13 protein-coding genes and 1 tRNA gene are annotated in these 18,760 nt (G+C 63.5%); 2 read left to right on the forward strand and 12 right to left on the reverse strand.

Annotated features, from left to right (window positions below; translation table 11 throughout):
* Positions 1-61: 61 nt before the first annotated feature.
* From KI612_RS17920 to KI612_RS17945, 6 genes are all read right to left on the reverse strand, one after another.
* Positions 62-3,124 (reverse strand): efflux RND transporter permease subunit, encoded by a 3,063-nt coding sequence (locus KI612_RS17920; protein ID WP_226441415.1) that lies wholly within the window; start codon positions 3,122-3,124, stop codon positions 62-64.
* Positions 3,121-4,272, reverse strand: a complete 1,152-nt coding sequence (locus KI612_RS17925; RefSeq protein ID WP_226441416.1) for an efflux RND transporter periplasmic adaptor subunit — start codon at positions 4,270-4,272, stop codon at positions 3,121-3,123. The genes KI612_RS17920 and KI612_RS17925 overlap by 4 nt, the downstream gene beginning before the upstream one ends.
* A gap of 85 nt (positions 4,273-4,357) precedes the next feature.
* Entirely contained in the window at positions 4,358-6,361 is a 2,004-nt protein-coding gene (locus tag KI612_RS17930) for an acyl CoA:acetate/3-ketoacid CoA transferase (protein WP_226441417.1), read from the reverse strand.
* A gap of 34 nt (positions 6,362-6,395) precedes the next feature.
* On the reverse strand, positions 6,396-7,793 hold the full coding sequence (locus tag KI612_RS17935; protein ID WP_226441418.1) for a GntP family permease: 1,398 nt from the start codon (positions 7,791-7,793) through the stop codon (positions 6,396-6,398).
* Positions 7,794-7,954: 161 nt separating this feature from the next.
* Positions 7,955-9,358, reverse strand: coding sequence for a sigma-54 interaction domain-containing protein (locus KI612_RS17940; RefSeq protein ID WP_226441419.1), 1,404 nt, complete (start codon positions 9,356-9,358; stop codon positions 7,955-7,957).
* Between the two features lie 10 nt (positions 9,359-9,368).
* Positions 9,369-9,953: a CBS domain-containing protein gene (locus KI612_RS17945; RefSeq protein ID WP_226441420.1), complete on the reverse strand. Its 585-nt coding sequence runs from the start codon at positions 9,951-9,953 to the stop codon at positions 9,369-9,371.
* 220 nt (positions 9,954-10,173) lie between these two features.
* Here KI612_RS17945 and KI612_RS17950 point away from each other — a divergent pair.
* Positions 10,174-10,249 (forward strand) — tRNA-Ala (locus KI612_RS17950).
* A gap of 94 nt (positions 10,250-10,343) precedes the next feature.
* Here the strand turns inward: KI612_RS17950 and KI612_RS17955 are convergent.
* From KI612_RS17955 to KI612_RS17980, 6 genes are all read right to left on the reverse strand, one after another.
* Positions 10,344-10,766: a bacteriohemerythrin gene (locus KI612_RS17955; RefSeq protein WP_226441421.1), complete on the reverse strand. Its 423-nt coding sequence runs from the start codon at positions 10,764-10,766 to the stop codon at positions 10,344-10,346.
* 43 nt (positions 10,767-10,809) lie between these two features.
* Positions 10,810-11,802, reverse strand: a complete 993-nt coding sequence (locus tag KI612_RS17960) for an L-threonylcarbamoyladenylate synthase (protein WP_226441422.1) — start codon at positions 11,800-11,802, stop codon at positions 10,810-10,812.
* A gap of 7 nt (positions 11,803-11,809) precedes the next feature.
* The gene (gene purE / locus KI612_RS17965; protein WP_226441423.1) at positions 11,810-12,307 is read right to left on the reverse strand and encodes a 5-(carboxyamino)imidazole ribonucleotide mutase; all 498 of its coding nucleotides are present in this window, start codon (positions 12,305-12,307) and stop codon (positions 11,810-11,812) included.
* 85 nt (positions 12,308-12,392) lie between these two features.
* Positions 12,393-13,250: a bifunctional methylenetetrahydrofolate dehydrogenase/methenyltetrahydrofolate cyclohydrolase FolD gene (gene folD, locus KI612_RS17970; protein ID WP_226441424.1), complete on the reverse strand. Its 858-nt coding sequence runs from the start codon at positions 13,248-13,250 to the stop codon at positions 12,393-12,395.
* A 73-nt stretch (positions 13,251-13,323) separates the two neighbouring features.
* The gene (locus tag KI612_RS17975) at positions 13,324-13,935 is read right to left on the reverse strand and encodes an indolepyruvate oxidoreductase subunit beta (RefSeq protein ID WP_226441425.1); all 612 of its coding nucleotides are present in this window, start codon (positions 13,933-13,935) and stop codon (positions 13,324-13,326) included.
* Complete coding sequence (locus KI612_RS17980) at positions 13,935-15,806, reverse strand: thiamine pyrophosphate-dependent enzyme (protein ID WP_226441426.1); 1,872 nt, start codon at positions 15,804-15,806, stop codon at positions 13,935-13,937. The genes KI612_RS17975 and KI612_RS17980 overlap by 1 nt, the downstream gene beginning before the upstream one ends.
* Positions 15,807-16,077: 271 nt before the next feature.
* On the opposite strand from KI612_RS17980, the gene aceE reads away from it, so the two are divergent.
* Positions 16,078-18,753: a pyruvate dehydrogenase (acetyl-transferring), homodimeric type gene (gene aceE, locus KI612_RS17985; protein ID WP_226441427.1), complete on the forward strand. Its 2,676-nt coding sequence runs from the start codon at positions 16,078-16,080 to the stop codon at positions 18,751-18,753.
* The last annotated feature ends 7 nt before the right edge of the window (positions 18,754-18,760 follow it).

The following is an 18,760-nucleotide window of genomic DNA, read 5'->3' on the forward strand; positions in this document are numbered from 1 at the left end:
CCCATGGCATGAGCAATTTGCTTTGAACTGGAGACGGAGCAAGCGATGTTCATCAAGCCCCTCACTGCCCCTTCATCCCCAATCCGCCCCGCACCTTGCCGATCAGATCATCGATATAGGTAAACACCACCGGAATCACCAGCAGGCTTAAAAAGGTCGAGGTGATCAGGCCGCCGATGACGACGATGGCCATCGGGGCGCGGAAGCTGGGGTCGGTGCCGATGCCGAGCGCGATCGGCATCATGCCGGCGCCCATTGCGATGGTGGTCATGATGATCGGCCGCGCCCGCTTGCGGCAGGCGTCGAGCAGCGCGCTCCAGCGGTCGAGGCCGTGTTCGCGGCGGGCGAGGATGACGTAGTCGATGAGCAGGATGGAGTTCTTGGTGGCGATGCCCATCAGCATGATCAGGCCGATCATCGACGGCATCGACAGCGCCGTGTGCGACAGGAAGAGCGCCAGGAAGGCCCCCGGTACGGAGAGGATGAGCGCCGCCAGGATGGTCACCGGCTGCACGAAATCCTTGAACAGCAGCACCAGCACGATGTAGATGCAGAGCACGCCGGTCGCCATGGCGAGAGCGAAGCTCTGGAACAGTTCGCCCATCGCTTCGGCGTCGCCGACCGTGGTCTGGATCACGCCGGGCGGCAGCTTGCTCAGGCTGGGCATGGCGAGCGCGGCTTTTTCGACTTCGCCGAGCGGTTGACCGTTCAGCTCGATCTCGAAATTGATGTTGCGCAGGCGGTCGTAGCGGTCGATCTCGGCCGGGCCGCCGGCAATGCTCAGGGTCGCGACATTGGCGATCATCACCGGGCCGTACTTGCCCGGTACGGTCAACCGCTCCAGAAGGCTCAAATCCTGGCGCGCCGCAGGCGGCAGCTTGACGATGATGGGCACCTGGCGCTGCGCCAGATTGAGCTTGGCAAGGCCCTGGTCGTAGTCGCCGGCGGTGGCGATGCGCAGCGTGTCGGCGATGGCGGCCGAGGTCACGCCGAGATCGGCGGCGCGCGCGAAGTCGGGGCGGATGACCAGTTCCGGCCGCACCAGGCTGGCCGTCGAGGTCACGTTGCCGATACCGGGAATGCTGCGCAGGTCGCGCTCGACGAGGCGGGCGTGGGCAGAGAGCACCGGGCCGTTTTCGCTGGCCAGCACGAGCACGTACTTTTCGTTCGAGCCGCCGAAACCAACCTTGAGCTGGACGCCGGGAATCGCCGCCAGACGGGCGCGGAAATCGGCCTCGACGTCCTGCTTGGTGACGCCGCCGCGTTCCTTGCGCGGCGTCAGGTTGATGGTCAGCGTTGCCTTGCGCACCTCGTTTGCACCGCGCGGCGCAAACGGGTCGCTGCCGGCCGCACCGCCGCCGATGGCGGTATAGACCATCCGGACATGCTTGTTCTGCTCGACAATGGCGCGCGCCTGCTCGGCGGCGGCCAGGGTTTCCGGGAAGGTGCTACCGGGCGGTAGCGAGATGTAAACCTGCGTCTGCGACAGATCGTCGGGCGGCAGGAAACCGGTCGGCAAGAGCGGCACCAGCGCGAAAGAGCCGACGAAGAAAACGACGGTGGCCGCCATCGTCAGCAGGCGATGCTTCAGGCACCAGGCGGCCCAGCCGCCGTAGATGGTCAGCCAGCGCGGTTCGTGATCCGCATGCGCGAGCGGCTTGAGGATGTAGGCCGCCATCATCGGCGTCAGCAGGCGGGCGACGACGAGCGAGAAGAACACGGCAATCGCAGCGGTCCACCCGAACTGGACGAAGAATTTGCCGGCGACGCCGCTCATGAAGGCGGTCGGCAAAAAGACCGCGATCAGCGTGAAGGTGGTGGCGATCACCGCCAGGCCGATTTCGTCGGCCGCTTCCATCGCCGCCGCAAACGGCGTCTTGCCCATGCGCAGGTGGCGCATGATGTTCTCGATCTCGACGATGGCGTCATCGACCAGGATGCCGACCACCAGCGACATCGAGAGCAGGGTCACGACATTGAGCGTGAAACCCATCAGGTGCATCACGGCGAAGGCCGGGATGATCGACAGCGGCAGCGCCGTCGCCGAAACGAAGGTGGCGCGCCAGTCGCGCAGGAAGAGCCAGACGACGATCACGGCGAGGATGGCGCCTTCGATCAGCAGCGACATCGAGCCTTCGAAATTTTCCTCGACCGGATCGACGAAATTGAAGGCTTCGGTGATCTCGATGTCCGGGTGTTCGAGGCGCAGCTTGGCCAGCGTGGCACGCACGTTGTCGGCCAGTTCGACCTCGCCGGCGCCGCGGCTACGCACGATTTCGAAACCGACCACCGGCTTGCCGTTGAGCAGCGCCGCCGAACGCTTTTCGCCGACCGTGTCGCTGACCGTCGCGACCTGGTCGAGACGCACGCGATGCCCGTCCGAGAGCAGGATGTCCATCGCCGCCAGTTCGCTCGCCGTGGCAACGGTGGCGATGGTGCGCACCGATTGCTCGATGCCGCCGACGTCGGCCTTGCCGCCCGAGGCTTCCTGCTGGATCTTGCGCAGCTGGCGCGAAATGTCGGAAGCCGTGGCGTTGAGCGCGAGCAGGCGGGCCGGGTCGAGTTCGACGCGGATTTCGCGCGTCACGCCGCCGACGCGCGCCACCGAGCCGACGCCACGCACGCTGAGCACCGACTTGGTGACGGTGTTGTCGACGAACCAGGACAGCGCCTCGTCGTCCATCCGGCTCGACGCGACGGTGTAGGTCAGGATCGGGCTGCCGGCCAGGTCGACCTTGGCGATCACCGGGTCCTTGAGGTCGCCGGGCAGATCGGAGCGGATGCGCGAAACGGCATCGCGCACGTCGTCGACCGCATCCTGCGTCGCCTTTTCGAGGCGGAATTCGACGGTAACGACGGTGACGCCGTCCTGCACCTTGGTGTAGATGTGCTTGATGCCCTGCAGCGTCGCCACCGAATTCTCGATCTTGCGCGCCACTTCGGTTTCCATCTGCGCCGGCGCCGCGCCGGGCAGCGAGGCGGTGACCGTCACGGTGGGCAGATCGACGTCCATGAATTGCTGCACCTTCATCGCCTTGAAGGCCATGACGCCGAACAGCGTCAGCATGATGAAGAGCAGGATGGCCGGGGTCGGGTTCCGGATCGACCAGGCGGAAACGTTCATTGCGGCTTGCCGCCCGCCACGACCTTGACCGCATCGCCGTCGGCCAGGAAGCCGGCGCTGTTCTCGACGATCTGCGCGGTCGACGCGAGGCCCGAGGTGATTTCCAGGCGCTCGCCGAGACGGCGGCCGATGCCGACCTTGGTCTGCGCGACACGGCCGCCGTCCGCCGTCGCGTTCTCGAGGCGGAAGACGTAGGCAAAACCTTCGCGCAGCACGACAGCGCCCTGCGGCACGGTCAACGCCGGGCTGCGCCCCAATTCGAACTCACCGCGCGCAAACATGCCGGCCTTGATCGGCGCATCAGCTGGCAAATCGACATAGACCAGGCCGTTGCGCGTCTGCGGATCGACGCTGGGCGCCACGGTGCGCACCTTGCCGACGACGCGCTCGCCGTTCGGGTTGACCAGCGCCGCAACGGCGCCCGGCTTGACGCGCGCCAGATCGGCGGCCGGCACTTCGGCCCGCCATTCGAGACGGCTGCCGCGGATCAGGCGGAACAGTTCCTGCCCGGCTTGGGTCAGCGAGCCGACCACGGCCGAACGGGCCGAGATCACGCCGTCGTCGCTGGCCAGCACGACCGTCTTGCTCATGCGCACTTCGGCCGCCTGCAGGCGCGCCTGCGCCGCGGCGAGACGTGCTTGCGCCGTGTGTTCGGCCGTCTGGTACTGGGTGTTGAGTTGCGTGCTGTAGAAACCCTTGGCTTTCAGCTCGGTCGCCCGCTCGCTGTTGCCCTTGGCTTCGGCCGCCGTCGCGGCCAGCTCGGCCACCGCCGCCTTGGCTTCGGCCAGTTCGCTGGCCACGGTGTCGCTGGCGATACGCGCCAGCACCTGGCCCTTTTTGACCTTGTCGCCAACCTGGGCGGCCACTTCGGTGATCCGGTAATTGCTCAGTTCGGGGCCGATCACCGCTTCCTGCCAGGCCAGCACATTGCCGTTGGCGGGCAGCACCTGCGCCCAGTCTTCGCTCTGCGGCGTGATCAGGCTGACGGTCAGGGCCGGACGGGCGGCAGCCGCGGGCTTGGCCGACTCGGCCGGCGGTGCTTCGCCAGCACCGGAAAAGACAAAAACGCCGAGCGCAAGCAGCGCCGCCAGGGCAAGGGCAATGCGCGTCTTGCGCCCGGCAAGCGGGCCCGTGGAAATGAAATTCATAGAAAAACCTGTGTCGACCGCCAAGAATTGGCGAATGATACCTTGCCCCTCGCCAATGTCATCGCCGGCGGCCGCACCGCCGGATTCAATGCGCGCCGAGTTGCCCCTGCGCCTCGTCGGCGCTTTCGTAAAGATGCGGCGTGATCTGCTGGCGCGCCAGCGCTTCGCCCAGTTTCAGGCGCATGAAGGAACTCGCCGTGTAGCGCGTGACGTGATGGTAGTGGCGCGCCATGATGCCCTTGACGACGGCGATGTAGTCGTCGATCAGTTCGGGCGCGATGGCGAAGCGGTCGTAATTGACGATGGCGTTGACCTTGTGGCCGAGCGGCGCGAGGTGCGCCTCGACCGCCTCGAGAATGCGCGCGATGTCACTCGCACTGCGCACCGACAGGCCGGCGAAATCGACAAAAAAGAGGTTCTGCGCGGCATCGTAGGAAAGACGCTCGGCGAGCGGCCGCTCCAGCATGTCGGGGCGCAGGCTCATCAGTTCCTCGGTGAAGATGCGCGCGTCCATCAAGGCGGGCGGCTGCGGCATCAGCGGCTGGAAGTCCATGCGGTCAAGGATGTCCTTCTGCAGATCGACGCCGGGCGCAATCTCGATCAGTTCGAGACCGGCCGCGGTCAGGCGGAAGACGCAGCGCTCGGTGATGTAGAGCACCGATTTGCCGACCTTGGCCGCCTGCGAACCGCTGAAGGTGCGGTGCTCGACTTCATCGACGAACTTGACCGAGGCGCCGTCCTGCAAAATGGCCAGTTTTCCGGCGTTGACCGCTACGTCGAGATTGCCGGCGGTAAAGGTGCCGACGAAGACGACTTTCTTGGCTTTCTGCGAGATGTTGATGAAGCCGCCGGCGCCGGCCAGGCGCGGGCCGAATTTCGAGACATTGAGATTGCCTTCCTTGTCGGCCTGGGCCAGGCCGAGGAAGGCGATGTCGAGACCGCCGCCGTCGTAGAAGTCGAACTGGCTGGGCTGGTCGATGATCGCCTGGGCATTGGTCGCGGCGCCGAAACTCAGGCCGCCGGCCGGCACACCGCCGATCACGCCGGGTTCGGCGGTCAGGGTGAGCAGGTCGATGACCTGTTCCTCGGCGGCCACATTGGCGACGCCTTCCGGCATGCCGATGCCGAGATTGACCACGGCGTTCGCCGTCAGCTCAAGCGCCGCACGGCGCGCGATGATCTTGCGCTCGCTCATCGGCATCGCGGGAATCGCCGACATCGGCACCTTGAGTTCGCCGGCGAAGGCCGCGCTGTACGGCTCGCTGAAGGTCTGCATGTGATATTCCGGCTTTTCGGCAACCACCACGCAGTCGACCAGGATGCCGGGAATCTTCACCTGGCGCGGGTTGAGCGTGCCGCGTTCGGCAATGCGCTCGACCTGGGCGATGACCAGGCCACCCGAGTTGCGCGCCGCCATCGCGATCGCCTGCGCTTCCAGGGTCAGCGCTTCCTTCTCCATGGTGATGTTGCCGTCCGGATCGGCCGTCGTGCCGCGGATGATGCCAACGTTGATCGGGAAGGCCTTGTAGAACAAGTATTCCTCGCCGTCGATTTCCATCAGGCGGACGAGGTCTGCCGTCGTTTTCTCGTTGAGCTTGCCGCCGCCGAAACGCGGATCGACGAAGGTGCCGAGGCCGACGCTGGTGATCGAACCCGGCTTGCCGGCTGCGATGTCGCGAAAGAGATGCGCGATCACGCCCTGCGGCAGGTTGTAAGCCTCGATGCGGTTGGCCACGGCCAGTTGCTGCAACTTCGGCACCAGGCCCCAGTGGCCGCCGATCACCCGCGCCACCAGGCCGTCGTGGCCGAGGTGATTGAGACCGCGCTCCTTGCCGTCACCCTGCCCGGCCGCGTAGACCAGCGTCAGGTTGCGCGGACTGCCGAGGCCGTGAATGTCGCGCTCGGCGGCTTCGAGAAAGCGCTCCTCGAGCGCCACGGCAATGTTCTCGGCAAAACCGATGCCGACGAAACCGCCGGTGGCAACGGTGTCGCCATCCTTGATCAGACGAACGGCGTCGGCGGCCGATACCACCTTGCCGGTATCGGAAGCACGCAACGAACTCGCCATCGGGTGACGGGAAAGGGCCATGATCAATCTCCTCGCTATTTGTTTTTATCGCTGATCAGACAATACCAGTCATGTAGAACACTGCAATCACCACGAAGACGGCCAGCGTCTTGATGCAGGTGATGGCGAAGATGTCCTTGTACGACTGGCGATGCGTCAGACCGGTCACCGCCAGCAGCGTGATGACGGCGCCGTTGTGGGGCAGCGTGTCCATGCCGCCGGAAGCCATCGAGGCCACCCGGTGGAAAACCTCGAGCGGAATGCCCGCCGCCTGCGCGTTGGCAATGAAGGTGTCGGCCATTGCCGCCAGCGCGATGCCCATGCCACCGGAAGCGGAACCGGTGATGCCGGCCAGCGCGGTGACGGTAATGGCTTCGTTGATCAGCGGATTCGGGATCGAACCCAGCGCATTGGCGACCACCAGGAAGCCGGGCAGCGCCGCGATCACGGCACCGAAGCCATACTCGGAAGCGGTGTTCATGGTGGCAAGCAGGGCGCCGCCGATAGCGTTCTTGCTGCCTTCGGCAAACTTGGCGGAAACGGCGCGCCAGCCGAAGATGAAGACGGTGGCAATACCGACCAGCAGGGCGCCTTCAACGGCCCAGATGGCGGCCACGGCCTTGGTTTGCTGCACCACCGGCGCCGCCTTGCCGATCACCGCCGGAATGAAGGAAACCTTCTCGCCATAGAGCAGCGGGATGGCATTGGTGAACACCTTGTTCATGACGCCGACCATGACCAGCGGCAGGATGGCGATCAGCGGGTGAACCAGCTTTTCGTGCTCGAAGGCCTCCGGCTCGTTGCTGTGACCGTCGCCGTAACCTTCACCGGCGGCAGCCGCCCGCCGGCGACACCATTCGAGATAGGAAATGCCGCAAACCAGGATGAACAGCGCGCCTATCGTACCCAGCCACGGCGCGGCGTAGATATCGGTCTTGAAGAAAGTGGTCGGGATGATGTTCTGGATCTGCGGCGTACCGGGCAGGGAATCCATCGTGAAGGTGAAGGCGCCGAGCGCAATCGTGCCCGGAATCAGGCGCTTCGGAATGCCGCCCTGACGGAACATTTCGGCGGCAAACGGATAGACCGCGAAGACCACGACGAACAGCGAGACGCCGCCATAGGTCAGCAGGGCGCAGACGACGACGATGGCGAGCATCGCCCTTTCCCGCCCGATCAGGTTGATCACCGAGGCGACAATCGCCTTCGAGAAACCGGACAGCTCGATCACCTTGCCGAACACCGCACCGAGCAGGAAGACCGGGAAAAAGTTCTTCACGAAACCGACCATCTTGTCCATGAACAGGCCGGTAAACATCGGCGCCACCAGGCTGGGGTCGATCAGCAGAACGGCGCCAAGCGCACAGATGGGAGCGAAAAGGATGACGCTGTAGCCGCGATAGGCGACGAGCATCAGGCAGGCCAGGGCGGCCAGAACGATCAGGAAGTCCACTGTTGTCTCCATTGGATTTTATTGCGGAGCAACCCTCAGTGCACGGCCCATGCCAGGATGTTCAAGTCATTGAATCAGCTGAATATCACCACTTTCCTGACGCCGGCCACTTCCCGCTTCTGTCAGCCGGTCCGGACATTGTGTCCGCAATGACGGACAGCTCAAGCTGCGTGCGCGTCCACACCCAGTATGGCGATCTTCTCGTAAAGTGCGGCGCGCGAAATGCCCAGCAGGCGGGCCGCCTGGACCTTGTTGCCATGGCTGTTGCGCAAGGCGGCAAGAATGGCGGCACGTTCGGCACTGGCCACCGCCTCGGCAATGCCGATGACGTTGGCACCGGCGAAATTCGCTGGCGCTTTCGGTTTCGGCATGACCAGGTCGAGATCCTCGGCCTCGAGCACATCGCCATCGCTCATCAGCAGCGCCCGTTCGAGTACGTTGGCCAGCTCCCGGACATTGCCCGGCCAGTCGTGCTGTTGCAGCCGACTCAGCGCCGCCAGGCTGATCCCGTGCGGAGCCATGCCCTGCAGGCGGCAAATCGACTCGATCAGATGTTCGGCAAGCAGCGCCATGTCTTCCGGCCGGTCGCGCAGGGCCGGCGTGCGCAGCAGGATGACGTTCAGCCGGTAATAGAGGTCGGCGCGGAAGCTGCCGGCGGCAACCATTTCTTCCAGATTGCGGCTGGTCGCGGCGATGATGCGAACGTCGACCGCAATCAGCTTGTTCGAACCGACCGGCTCGAACTCGCGCTCCTGCAGGGCACGCAACAACTTGGCCTGGAGCGCCAGCGACATGTCGCCGATTTCATCGAGAAACAGCGTCCCGCCATCGGCCAGTTTGAACTTGCCATCACGACCGCGCCGCTCGGCACCGGTAAATGCGCCCGGTGCCACGCCAAAGAATTCGGCTTCGAGCAGGTTTTCCGGCACGGCGGCAATGTTGACCGCCACGAAGGGGCCGTTGGCGCGCGGACTGGCGGCATGCACCGCCTGCGCCAGCAATTCCTTGCCGGTACCGGTTTCGCCGAGAATCAGCACCGACGAAGAAGTCCGCGATGCCCGCCGGGCGGCCTGCTTGAGACTGCTGCAGGCCGGCCCGGCACCGATGAAACTGGAAAAGGTGTATTTGGTGCGCCGGGCATCGGCCAGCTTGCGCTCGGCCTCGGCCAGGTCCAGACGCAGTTTCTGGTAGCGGCTGACCACCGGCGCCAGATGGCGCAGGTCGTCAAAAATCATGAAGCCGACCCCGCCAACGACGGTGCCCTCGGCATTGCGCAGCGGCAGACGGGTGACGACAAAGGAGTCACCCTCGAAATCCATGACATCGAGCATGATCGGCCGGCCACATTCGACCACCTGGCGCATCTGGCTGTTCGGGATGATCTTCTCGACCGGCTGCCCGATCATCGCCGCCGGGTCGGCGATATGCAGGCGGCGCGGGTAGTGATCGTTCATCCAGACCACGTTGGCGCTGGCATCGACAATCACCACACCGGCACAGACATCGGCAAAATGCGCCAACAGCGACTGGTTGGCCAGTAATTGAAGCTCTTCCCGGGTAGTCATCTGGTCGTGATCAGTTGGCGAGCGCGGCTTCGATTTCGGCAAAGGTCGAGGCCAGCTCGAAACCAAGGACCGGCACGCCGAGCAGGCGACCGATCTGGGTCGCCGAGAAGATGCCGCGCACGCGGGGCAGACCGGTTGCCGGATCGACGTCTTCCACCATGATGTGCTGCCGGCCCTGATTTTTCAGGGCATTGAGGATATCGATGACGCGGGCGTGCATTACTTCGTTGAGATAGAGCGTGTCGATGTTGGCGAGCGGGCACATCAGGTCACGGACCGTCAGATCGTCGCGCTTGCCATTGCGGGCCTGGGCCAGTTGCAACGGCCGTTCACCGAGGATGTCGCGGGCGGTGATCAGGCCCAGCACCTCTTCATCGGCACTGACCACCATCAGCAGGCGGACGCCGCGCGAGATCATCGTGGCATTGGCTTCCGGCAGCGAAGCCGCGGCACTGATCGTAACCGCATGCACGCGGGAAAAATCGGTCATCGCCTCGATCGCCGGCGAATCGGCGCCGACCTGGTTGTAACCCGAGGTACACAGGGTGGCATTGGAAGATAGCTTGTGCGTACGCACCTTGGCAGAAAGTGTCATGTCTCGACTCCATTGGTCTGTTGTTTTTGGCCGTGGCGGCAAGCGCAACGGCAGCAGGCGGCAAGCTGATTTTTTTATTCCTGACGCCCGCTTGCAGTATTCGTAGAAGCGGCGGGCTTGACAAGGGGGGCGAGGGAAAACCCTAAGTGACAAAAATGCTGCAAGTGCACATTTTTCAGCTATTCCCGTCCGCATCTTAAGCCGCTAGAATAAGCGGCATGGGGGCGTAGCTCAGTTGGGAGAGCGATTGGTTCGCAATCAATAGGTCGGCGGTTCGATCCCGCCCGTCTCCACCATCCGGGAGCTTGCAAGCTCTCGTTTTTTTTCGCGGATGCGAAAACAAAAATGTCCGCTCGCGGCGGACATTCACTACCCGGACAAAACCAGCGTTCAGCGCCGCTGCTGCGCATCCTCGATCAGCGGTTTCAGCAGCAGATCGAACTTCATCATGTGCTGCAGCACCCAGCCGGAAACCTTGGGTGCGAGAAACTCGGCTGCACCATAACCGTCCGAGATCGAGGTCAGGTGAATCAGGGACATCTCGTTCATGATCTCGGTATGGGCAGCCACATGTTGCTCGAACAACTCGCCCTGCAGGCCGATCTTTTTCATCAGGGCTTCTTCGTAATCGAAGTGCTGGGCCATTTTCCCGGTCAGCTCCGACATGATTTCATTGCACTTGTAGCCGGACACATCGTCAGAGAGTTTCTTCAATGCATCCAGACACTCGAACAGCCCTTCGTGCTGACTGTCGAGCAACTGGTCACCAAGAACAAACGGCGCAGGCAGGAAACGAAAATTCTGGCTGAACATGAAATCTCTCACCTCAAGATGTCAGCATAGCATGCACCTGAACTCAGGACTGCCCGGCACCGGCGACGGCGCGCCGCAGGCGGTCGGCGACGGCCGCCCAGGCCGGGGTTTCCGGCAGCGCTTCGACGGCGATCAGGTCGACACCGGCATGGTCCATGTCGCGCATGGCGGCATACAGGCCGTGCGCGTAGCCGACCGGGTCAGCCGGCAGCAGCTGCCAGGCGTGCGGCATGCCGGCCTGCGGCGGCTGGCTGTGGGCGATGACACCGCAGCGGTCACCCTTGTGACGCTGGGCATTGATGAAATCAAGCAGACGTTCGCCAGCGACCAGGCGCATCGGCGTCTGCGGCGCGTAATGTGCGGCCAGCGAACCGGAGACGCGCGGCGCGCCACTCGCCGTCTCGATCGACGGCAGACGCCCGAGCACGGCTTCGAGATGGGCCGGCGCGATATGGCCGGGACGCAGCACCACCGGCTCGTCACGCGAGCAGTCGACGATGGTCGATTCGATGCCGACCGCGCATGCTCCGCCGTCGAGGATCATGGCGACGCGGTCGCCGAGTTCTTCGCGCACATGCTCGGCCGTGGTCGGGCTGATCCGCCCGAAGCGGTTGGCCGAAGGTGCGGCAATACCGGCGTGTTCGCCGGTTGCCGCAGCAAAACGCCGCAGCAGCTCAAGCGCCACCGGATGCCCGGGAACGCGCAGGCCGACAGTGTCCTGGCCGCCGGTCACGGCGTCCGGCACCCAGGCCTGTTTCTTCAGAATCAGGGTGAGCGGGCCGGGCCAGAAGGTTTCCATCAACTCCCAGGCGACGGCAGGAACCTGCTCCGCCCAGCGGTCGACCGCGTCGTGACCCGACAAATGCACGATCAGCGGATGATCGGCCGGCCGCCCCTTGGCGGCAAAGATTTTCGCGACCGCCGCCGGATTGGCGGCGTCCGCGCCCAGACCGTACACTGTCTCGGTCGGCAGGGCGACCAGTTCGCCGGCGCGCAGCAGCGCGACGGCGCGGTCATAGTCCGGGCTCAGTGGCAACAAGGGCTCAGACCAGATCCGGCAGGGTCTTGGCCAGAACCTTTTCGGTCTGGTTGACACGGAACTGGGTCAGCTTGTCGGCGACACCAGCGTCGCCCAGGGCGAGGATGGAGACGGCGAACAGCGCAGCATTGGTCGCACCGGCTTCGCCGACGGCGAAGGTGGCAACCGGAATGCCGCCCGGCATCTGCACCATGGAGAGCAGCGAGTCGAGACCCATCAGGTGCTTGGACGGCATCGGTACGCCGAGCACCGGGATCTGCGTCTTGGCGGCGAGCACGCCGGCCAGGTGGGCAGCACCGCCGGCAGCGCCGATCAGCACCTTGATACCGCGTTCGGCAGCAGTGGCGGCGTAGTCGAGCGCCTGATCCGGCGTACGGTGCGCCGACAGCACCTTGGCTTCGTAAGGAATGCCCAGGTTCTTCAGGGTTTCGGCGGCGGCCTTCATGATCGGCCAGTCGCTGTCCGAACCCATGACGATACCAACCAGGACTTCTTTGCTCATGTTTTTTCCTTCAGGAATAAGGGGATAGATGAAAGTCGCGGGACCGGGGCCCGCGTCGGCTGGCCTTGGTCAACAATCCGGTGAATTAGTTTCCGGCTGCTTTGCGCTCGGCCGCCTCGATGGTGTTGGCGAGCAGCATGGTGATGGTCATCGGGCCGACGCCACCCGGCACCGGCGTGATCTGGCCGGCGGTTGCGAGGCAGTCGGCAAAATCGACGTCGCCGCAGAGTTTACCGTCCGGCAGGCGGTTGATGCCGACGTCGATGACGACAGCGCCCGGCTTGATCATGTCGCCGGTCACGAATTTCGGCTTGCCGACCGCGGCAACGACGATGTCGGCACGGCTGGTGTGGAACTTCAGGTCGCGCGTACGCGAATTGCAGACGGTGACCGTGGCGCCGGCATTGATCAGGAGCAGGGCCATGGGCTTGCCAACGATGTTGGAACGGCCGATGACGACGGCTTCCTTGCCGTTCAGATCGACATTGCCTTTCTCGAACATCTTCATGACGCCGTAGGGCGTGCACGGGATGAAACGCGGATTGCCCTGGGCCAGCGCGCCGACGTTCTCGGCGTGGAAGCCGTCGACATCCTTGTCGGCAGCAATGGCTTCGAGCACTTTTTCTTCGTCGAAATGCTTGGGCAGCGGCAGTTGCACGAGGATGCCGTGAATCGCCGGATCGGCGTTCAGCTCGGCGATCTTTTTGAGCACGATTTCCTGGTCGACCGTTGCGTCGTAGGTAATCTTCTCGGAGTGCATGCCGATCGCCAGACAGCCATTGACCTTGTTGCGGACATAGACTTCGGAGGCCGGATCGGCACCAACCAGAATGACCACCAGGCCGGGTTTGTGGCCCTTGGCCGTGAGCGCTTCCACGCGCGCCTTGAATCCCTGGCGCAGTTCTTCAGCCAGGGCCTTGCCGTCGATAATTTGTGCCGTCATCGTCGCCTCCACCAGAAATGAAAAGGGGAAAGGCGGGCGCCTTTCCCTTTGAATTGGCTGAATTTTACCAGAATCAGGCCAGCGCAGCCTCGGCCGCGCCCACCGCCGCCCGCCCGGCGGCAAAAGCCCGCCGGTTCAGCTCGACCAGTTTTTCGCCCTTGCGCTGGAAACGCTGCAGCACGCAGGTGAGCAGATCATCGGCCGAGAACGGCAGGTGATCGGCAATCGCACCAAGCATCACGGTATTGCCCAGACGGATGTCGCCGAGTTCGAGCGCGATGGTCGTCGCGTCGAAGGCGACGACCTTGTTGCCGCCCTTTTTGACCTCGGCAATCGGGTCGACCGGATAGTCGAACAAACCGAGTTCGACCACCGGCGGCACCAGGCGCGCCGTATTCATCAAGGTGATACCGCCCGGCCGCAACATGTGCTGCCAGCGCATCGCTTCGGCCGACTCGAAACCGAGCAGCACGTCGGCCGTGCCCGGCGTGATCTGCGGCGACAGGACCTTGGCGCCGAAACGCAGGTGCGACGAAACGACGCCGCCGCGCTGCGCCATGCCGGCGACTTCGGTTTTCTTGGCATCCTGGCCGAGCGCGATCGCCGCTTCGGCAAGGATTTCGGTAGCGGTCATGACGCCCTGGCCGCCGATGCCGACGACGAGAATGTTGGTCGTAGCGCTCATCAGTGACAGCCTCCCTTGACCAGCGCAATCGGCGAGACCGGGACGTAGTGCTCGATGGCTTTCGGTGCACAGGGCTGCACGCACAGGCCGCAACCGGTACATACCGAGGACTCGATGCGTACGAAGGCAAGATCGACAACCCGCCCGTTCGGCTTGGTTTCCTGGCCGCGCCGGGTAACGTGGATGGCCGGACAGCCGACGTCGATACAGTTGCCGCAACCGGTGCACTTGTCTTCGACGACGGTAAACGGCTTCAGCTTGTGATAATCCTTGACCAGCACACAGGGCTGGTCGGTGATGATGACCGAGACTTCCGGCACCTTCACTTCTTCACGTATGGTCTTGAACAGCACGGGCAGTTCGTAGGGATTGACCTTGTGCACGCGCTCCGGCTTGACGCCCAGCGACTCGACGAGCTTGACGAAATCGACGCGCGGCGCCTCCTCGCCATGGATGCCGTAGCCGTTGCCCGGATTGTTCTGGCCGCCGGTCATGCCGACCGCGCGGTTGTCGAGCAGCAGCACGGTGACATTGCCCTTGTTGTAGACCATGTCGAGCAGGCCTTGCATGCCCATGTGCAGGAAGGTCGAATCGCCGATCACGGCGAGGATGCGCTTGTCCTTGTCGGCTTCGCCGCGGCCCTTGTCGAGACCGAGCGCGACACCCATCGAAGCACCCATCGAGACACAGGTATCGAGTGCATTCCACGGATGCCCGGCGCCGAGCGTGTAGCAGCCGATGTCGCCGGCAATGGTCAGGTTGCGCACCTGCGACAGGGTGTAATAAACGCCGAGATGCGGGCAGGCGACGCACATCGTCGGCGGCCGCGGAAAGACCGGCAGCGGTGCGACGGCCTGGGCGGCCGGCACTTCTTCGCCAAGCAGTCTGGCGATCGCCGGCTTCAGCACATTCGGCGACAGCTCGCCCTGGCGCGGCAGGATGTCCTTGCCGAGCACGGCCAGCCCGGCCGCCTTGAGTTCGGTTTCGACCAGCGGCTCGACTTCCTCGACGACCACAACCTGGTCGACCAGCGCCACCAGCTCGCGGCACTTGTTGAACGGCAGCGGGCAGGAAAAGCCGAGCTTCAATACCGGTGCGTCCGGGAAGGCTTCCTTGACATGCATGTAGGCCGGGCCGGAGGTGATGAAGCCGACGCGCCGGTCGCTGCCCGGCTCGAGCACATTGAGCGCCGAGTTTTCGGCCATTTCACGCAGTTGACCGTCACGCTCGAACATCAGCGGAATGCGCTTGCCGGCATTGCCCGGCACCATCACGAAACGGCCCGGTTCCTTCTTGAAGCCGGCACCGCTGTGCGGCACGCGCTCGCCGACCGTGACCAGCGCCTTGACGTGGTTGATGCGGGTCGTCATGCGCAGGATGACCGGCACCTGGAACTGTTCGGAGAGTTCGAACGCCTGCTTGGTCATCTCGTAGGCTTCCTGCGAGTCGGCCGGCTCGAACAGCGGAATGTGGGCAAAACGCCCCCAGTAGCGCGAATCCTGCTCGTTCTGCGAGGACGACAGGCCGACGTCGTCGGCGATGGCGATCACCAGGCCGCCGACCACACCGGTCAGGGTCAGCGTCATCAGCGCATCGGAGGCGACGTTCATGCCGACATGCTTCATGCAGCAGAAGGCGCGCGAGCCGGCATAGGCCGCACCAATCGCGACTTCCAGCGAAACCTTTTCATTGACCGACCACTCGGCATAGAGATCCGGATAGGTCGAAATGACTTCAAGCATCTCCGTGGCCGGCGTTCCCGGATAGGCCGCAGCGACCTTGACACCGGATTCCCAGACGGCACGTGCCACTGCTTCGTTGCCGGACAAAAACAACCGGCTGGCCGCCGGTGCAGGCATAACTGCCGCCATGAAAACTCCCGTAATCAATCGCAAAGCCTTCAATTTTAAAAGCGTGCAACAAGCCTCGATTTGATACAGCGCAACCCCTTCGCGGATTTTTTTTGAATGACTTTCGCGGCAGGAAAAATATGCACGGGATATTGCACGATGCGAACTTTGTTTTTACAATGCGAAAAATCAAGTAGGTGTAAACACGGGCTCGCGAACCGACCCATTAAGCGCTAGAGTTGTTTTGCTCAACAGGCAAAACAGAATGAAGACCAATCTTGGAGACAAAACCATGGCCAATCAGCCCAACGCACTGCCTGACCCTGCCGACGTAGATCCGCAGGAAACCAAAGAATGGATCGACGCCCTCGACGGCGTCATTTCCCAGGAAGGCCCGACCCGGGCCCACTACCTGATCGAGAAAGTCATCGGCCAGGCGCGCCTGCAGGGTGTGGACATCCCCTACTCGGCCAATACCGAATACATCAACACCATTCCCGCCGATCAGCAGCCCAAGTACCCGGGCAACGCGGACATGGAAATCAAGATTCACTCCTACATCCGCTGGAACGCCATGGCCATGGTCGTGCGTGCCAACAAGGACACCAACGTCGGCGGCCACATTGCCTCCTTCGCCTCGGCTGCCGCGCTTTACGACGTCGGCTTCTCGCACTTCTGGCGCGCCCCGTCGGCCGACAACGGCGGCGACCTGATCTTCTTCCAGGGCCACTCCGTACCTGGCGTCTATTCTCGCGCCTTCATGCTCGGCCGCCTGACCGAGGAGCAGATGGACAGCTTCCGCCAGGAAACCGACGGCAAGGGCATCTCGTCCTACCCGCACCCGTGGCTGATGCCGGACTTCTGGCAATTCCCGACCGTTTCGATGGGCCTCGGCCCGATCCAGGCCATTTACCAGGCCCGCTTCATGAAGTACCTCGACTCGCGCGGACTGGCCAAGGCCGGTGATCGCAAGGTGTGGGCCTTCCTCGGCGACGGCGAGACCGACGAAGTCGAATCGCTCGGCGCCATCGGCATGGCCGGTCGCGAAAAGCTCGACAACCTGATTTTCGTCATCAACTGCAACCTGCAGCGCCTGGACGGCCCGGTGCGCGGCAACGGCAAGATCATCCAGGAACTCGAATCCGAATTCCGCGGTTCCGGCTGGAACGTCATCAAGCTGGTCTGGGGCACGCAGTGGGACACGCTGTTCCAGCGCGACAAGAAGGGCATCATGAAGCAACGCATGATGGAACTGTGCGACGGCGAGTACCAGACCTTCAAGGCCAAGAACGGCGCCTACGTGCGCGAGCATTTCTTCAACACGCCGGAACTGCGCGAACTGGTTGCCGACTGGACCGATGACCAGGTCTGGCAACTGAACCGCGGCGGCCACGACATTTTCAAGATCTTCGCCGCCTACAACGCCGCCGTTAACCACAAGGGCCAGCCGACGCTGATCCTCGCCAAGACCATCAAGGGCTTCGGCATGGGCCAGGCCGGCGAAGCAATGAACATCTCGCACCAGCAAAAGAAAATGGACATCGAGCAGATCGGCCGTTTCCGCGACCGTTTCGACCTGCCGGTGCCGGACGACAAGCTGGCCGAACTACCCTACCTCAAGTTCGCCGAAGACTCGCCCGAGTACCAGTACATGCGCCAGCGCCGCATGGATCTCGGCGGCTTCCTGCCGTCGCGCCGCCGCAAGGCCGAGCCGCTCGCCATCCCGGCGCTCGACAGCTTCACCGCCCTGTTGAAGGCATCCGGCGAAGGCCGCGAGCTGTCCACGACGATGGCCATCGTGCGCATCATGAACATGATGTTGAAGGACAAGAATGTCGGCAAGAACGTCGTGCCCATCGTGCCGGACGAATCGCGCACCTTCGGCATGGAAGGCATGTTCCGCTCGGTCGGCATCTGGAATCAGCAAGGCCAGAACTACGTGCCGGAAGACCACGACCAGCTGATGTTCTACAAGGAATCGAAGACCGGCCAAGTCCTCCAGGAAGGCATCAACGAAGCCGGCGCGATGAGCGACTGGATCGCTGCCGCCACCTCCTACTCGGTGCATAACGTCCAGACCATTCCGTTCTACATCTGCTACTCGATGTTCGGCCTGCAACGCACCCTCGACCTGTGCTGGGCGGCTGGCGACCAACGCGCCCGCGGCTTCCTGATCGGCGGCACCGCCGGTCGCACGACGCTGAACGGCGAAGGTCTGCAGCACGAAGACGGCCACAGCCTGATCCTCTCCAACCTGATCCCGAACTGCATCTCCTACGACCCGACCTTCCAGTACGAAGTCGCCGTCGTGACGCAAGACGGCATGCGCCGCATGTTCCAGGAACAGGAAGACGTCTTCTATTACCTGACGGTGATGAACGAAAACTACGAGCACCCGGAAATGCCGGCCGGCTCGGAAGCCGACATCATCAAGGGCATGTACTCGTTCAAGAAGGGCGCCGAGTCTGCCGGCCCGCGCGTCCAGTTGCTCGGCTCCGGCACCATCTTCCGCGAAGTCATCGCCGCCGCCGATCTGCTCAAGGCCGATTGGGGTGTCGAAGCCGACCTGTGGGGTTGCCCGAGCTTCAACGAACTGGCCCGCAACGGCCAGGACGTGCAGCGCTGGAACCTGCTGCATCCGCTCGAAGCACCGAAGCTGTCGCACGTCGAAGAAAAACTGGCTGGCGCCAAGGGCCCGGTCATCGCCGCCACCGACTACATCAAGCTATTCTCCGAGCAGATCCGTCCCTTCGTCAAGGCACCGTATGTCACGCTGGGCACCGACGGTTTCGGCCGTTCCGACACCCGCGAGAAATTGCGCCACTTCTTCGAGGTCGACCGTCACTGGGTGACGCTGGCTGCCCTCAAGGCACTGGCCGACAACGGCGAGATCGAACGCGAGAAGGTTGCCGCCGCCCTGGTCAAGTACAACCTTGACCCGAACAAACCCAACCCGATGTCGGTTTAACGAGGGA

This window comes from Quatrionicoccus australiensis, from assembly GCF_020510525.1.
Lineage (GTDB): Bacteria > Pseudomonadota > Gammaproteobacteria > Burkholderiales > Rhodocyclaceae > Azonexus > Azonexus australiensis_B.

What these genes read in the sequence shown, in the direction of transcription:
- KI612_RS17920 (WP_226441415.1), bottom strand. Translation starts at nt 3,124, where the DNA reads ATGAACGTTTCCGCCTGGTCGATCCGGAACCCGACCCCGGCCATCCTG.
- purE (WP_226441423.1), bottom strand. Translation starts at nt 12,307, where the DNA reads ATGAGCAAAGAAGTCCTGGTTGGTATCGTCATGGGTTCGGACAGCGAC.
- KI612_RS17975 (WP_226441425.1), bottom strand. Translation starts at nt 13,935, where the DNA reads ATGAGCGCTACGACCAACATTCTCGTCGTCGGCATCGGCGGCCAGGGC.
- KI612_RS17955 (WP_226441421.1), bottom strand. Translation starts at nt 10,766, where the DNA reads ATGTTCAGCCAGAATTTTCGTTTCCTGCCTGCGCCGTTTGTTCTTGGT.
- KI612_RS17940 (WP_226441419.1), bottom strand. Translation starts at nt 9,358, where the DNA reads ATGACTACCCGGGAAGAGCTTCAATTACTGGCCAACCAGTCGCTGTTG.
- KI612_RS17925 (WP_226441416.1), bottom strand. Translation starts at nt 4,272, where the DNA reads ATGAATTTCATTTCCACGGGCCCGCTTGCCGGGCGCAAGACGCGCATT.
- folD (WP_226441424.1), bottom strand. Translation starts at nt 13,250, where the DNA reads ATGACGGCACAAATTATCGACGGCAAGGCCCTGGCTGAAGAACTGCGC.
- KI612_RS17930 (WP_226441417.1), bottom strand. Translation starts at nt 6,361, where the DNA reads ATGGCCCTTTCCCGTCACCCGATGGCGAGTTCGTTGCGTGCTTCCGAT.
- aceE (WP_226441427.1), top strand. Translation starts at nt 16,078, where the DNA reads ATGGCCAATCAGCCCAACGCACTGCCTGACCCTGCCGACGTAGATCCG.
- KI612_RS17945 (WP_226441420.1), bottom strand. Translation starts at nt 9,953, where the DNA reads ATGACACTTTCTGCCAAGGTGCGTACGCACAAGCTATCTTCCAATGCC.
- KI612_RS17980 (WP_226441426.1), bottom strand. Translation starts at nt 15,806, where the DNA reads ATGGCGGCAGTTATGCCTGCACCGGCGGCCAGCCGGTTGTTTTTGTCC.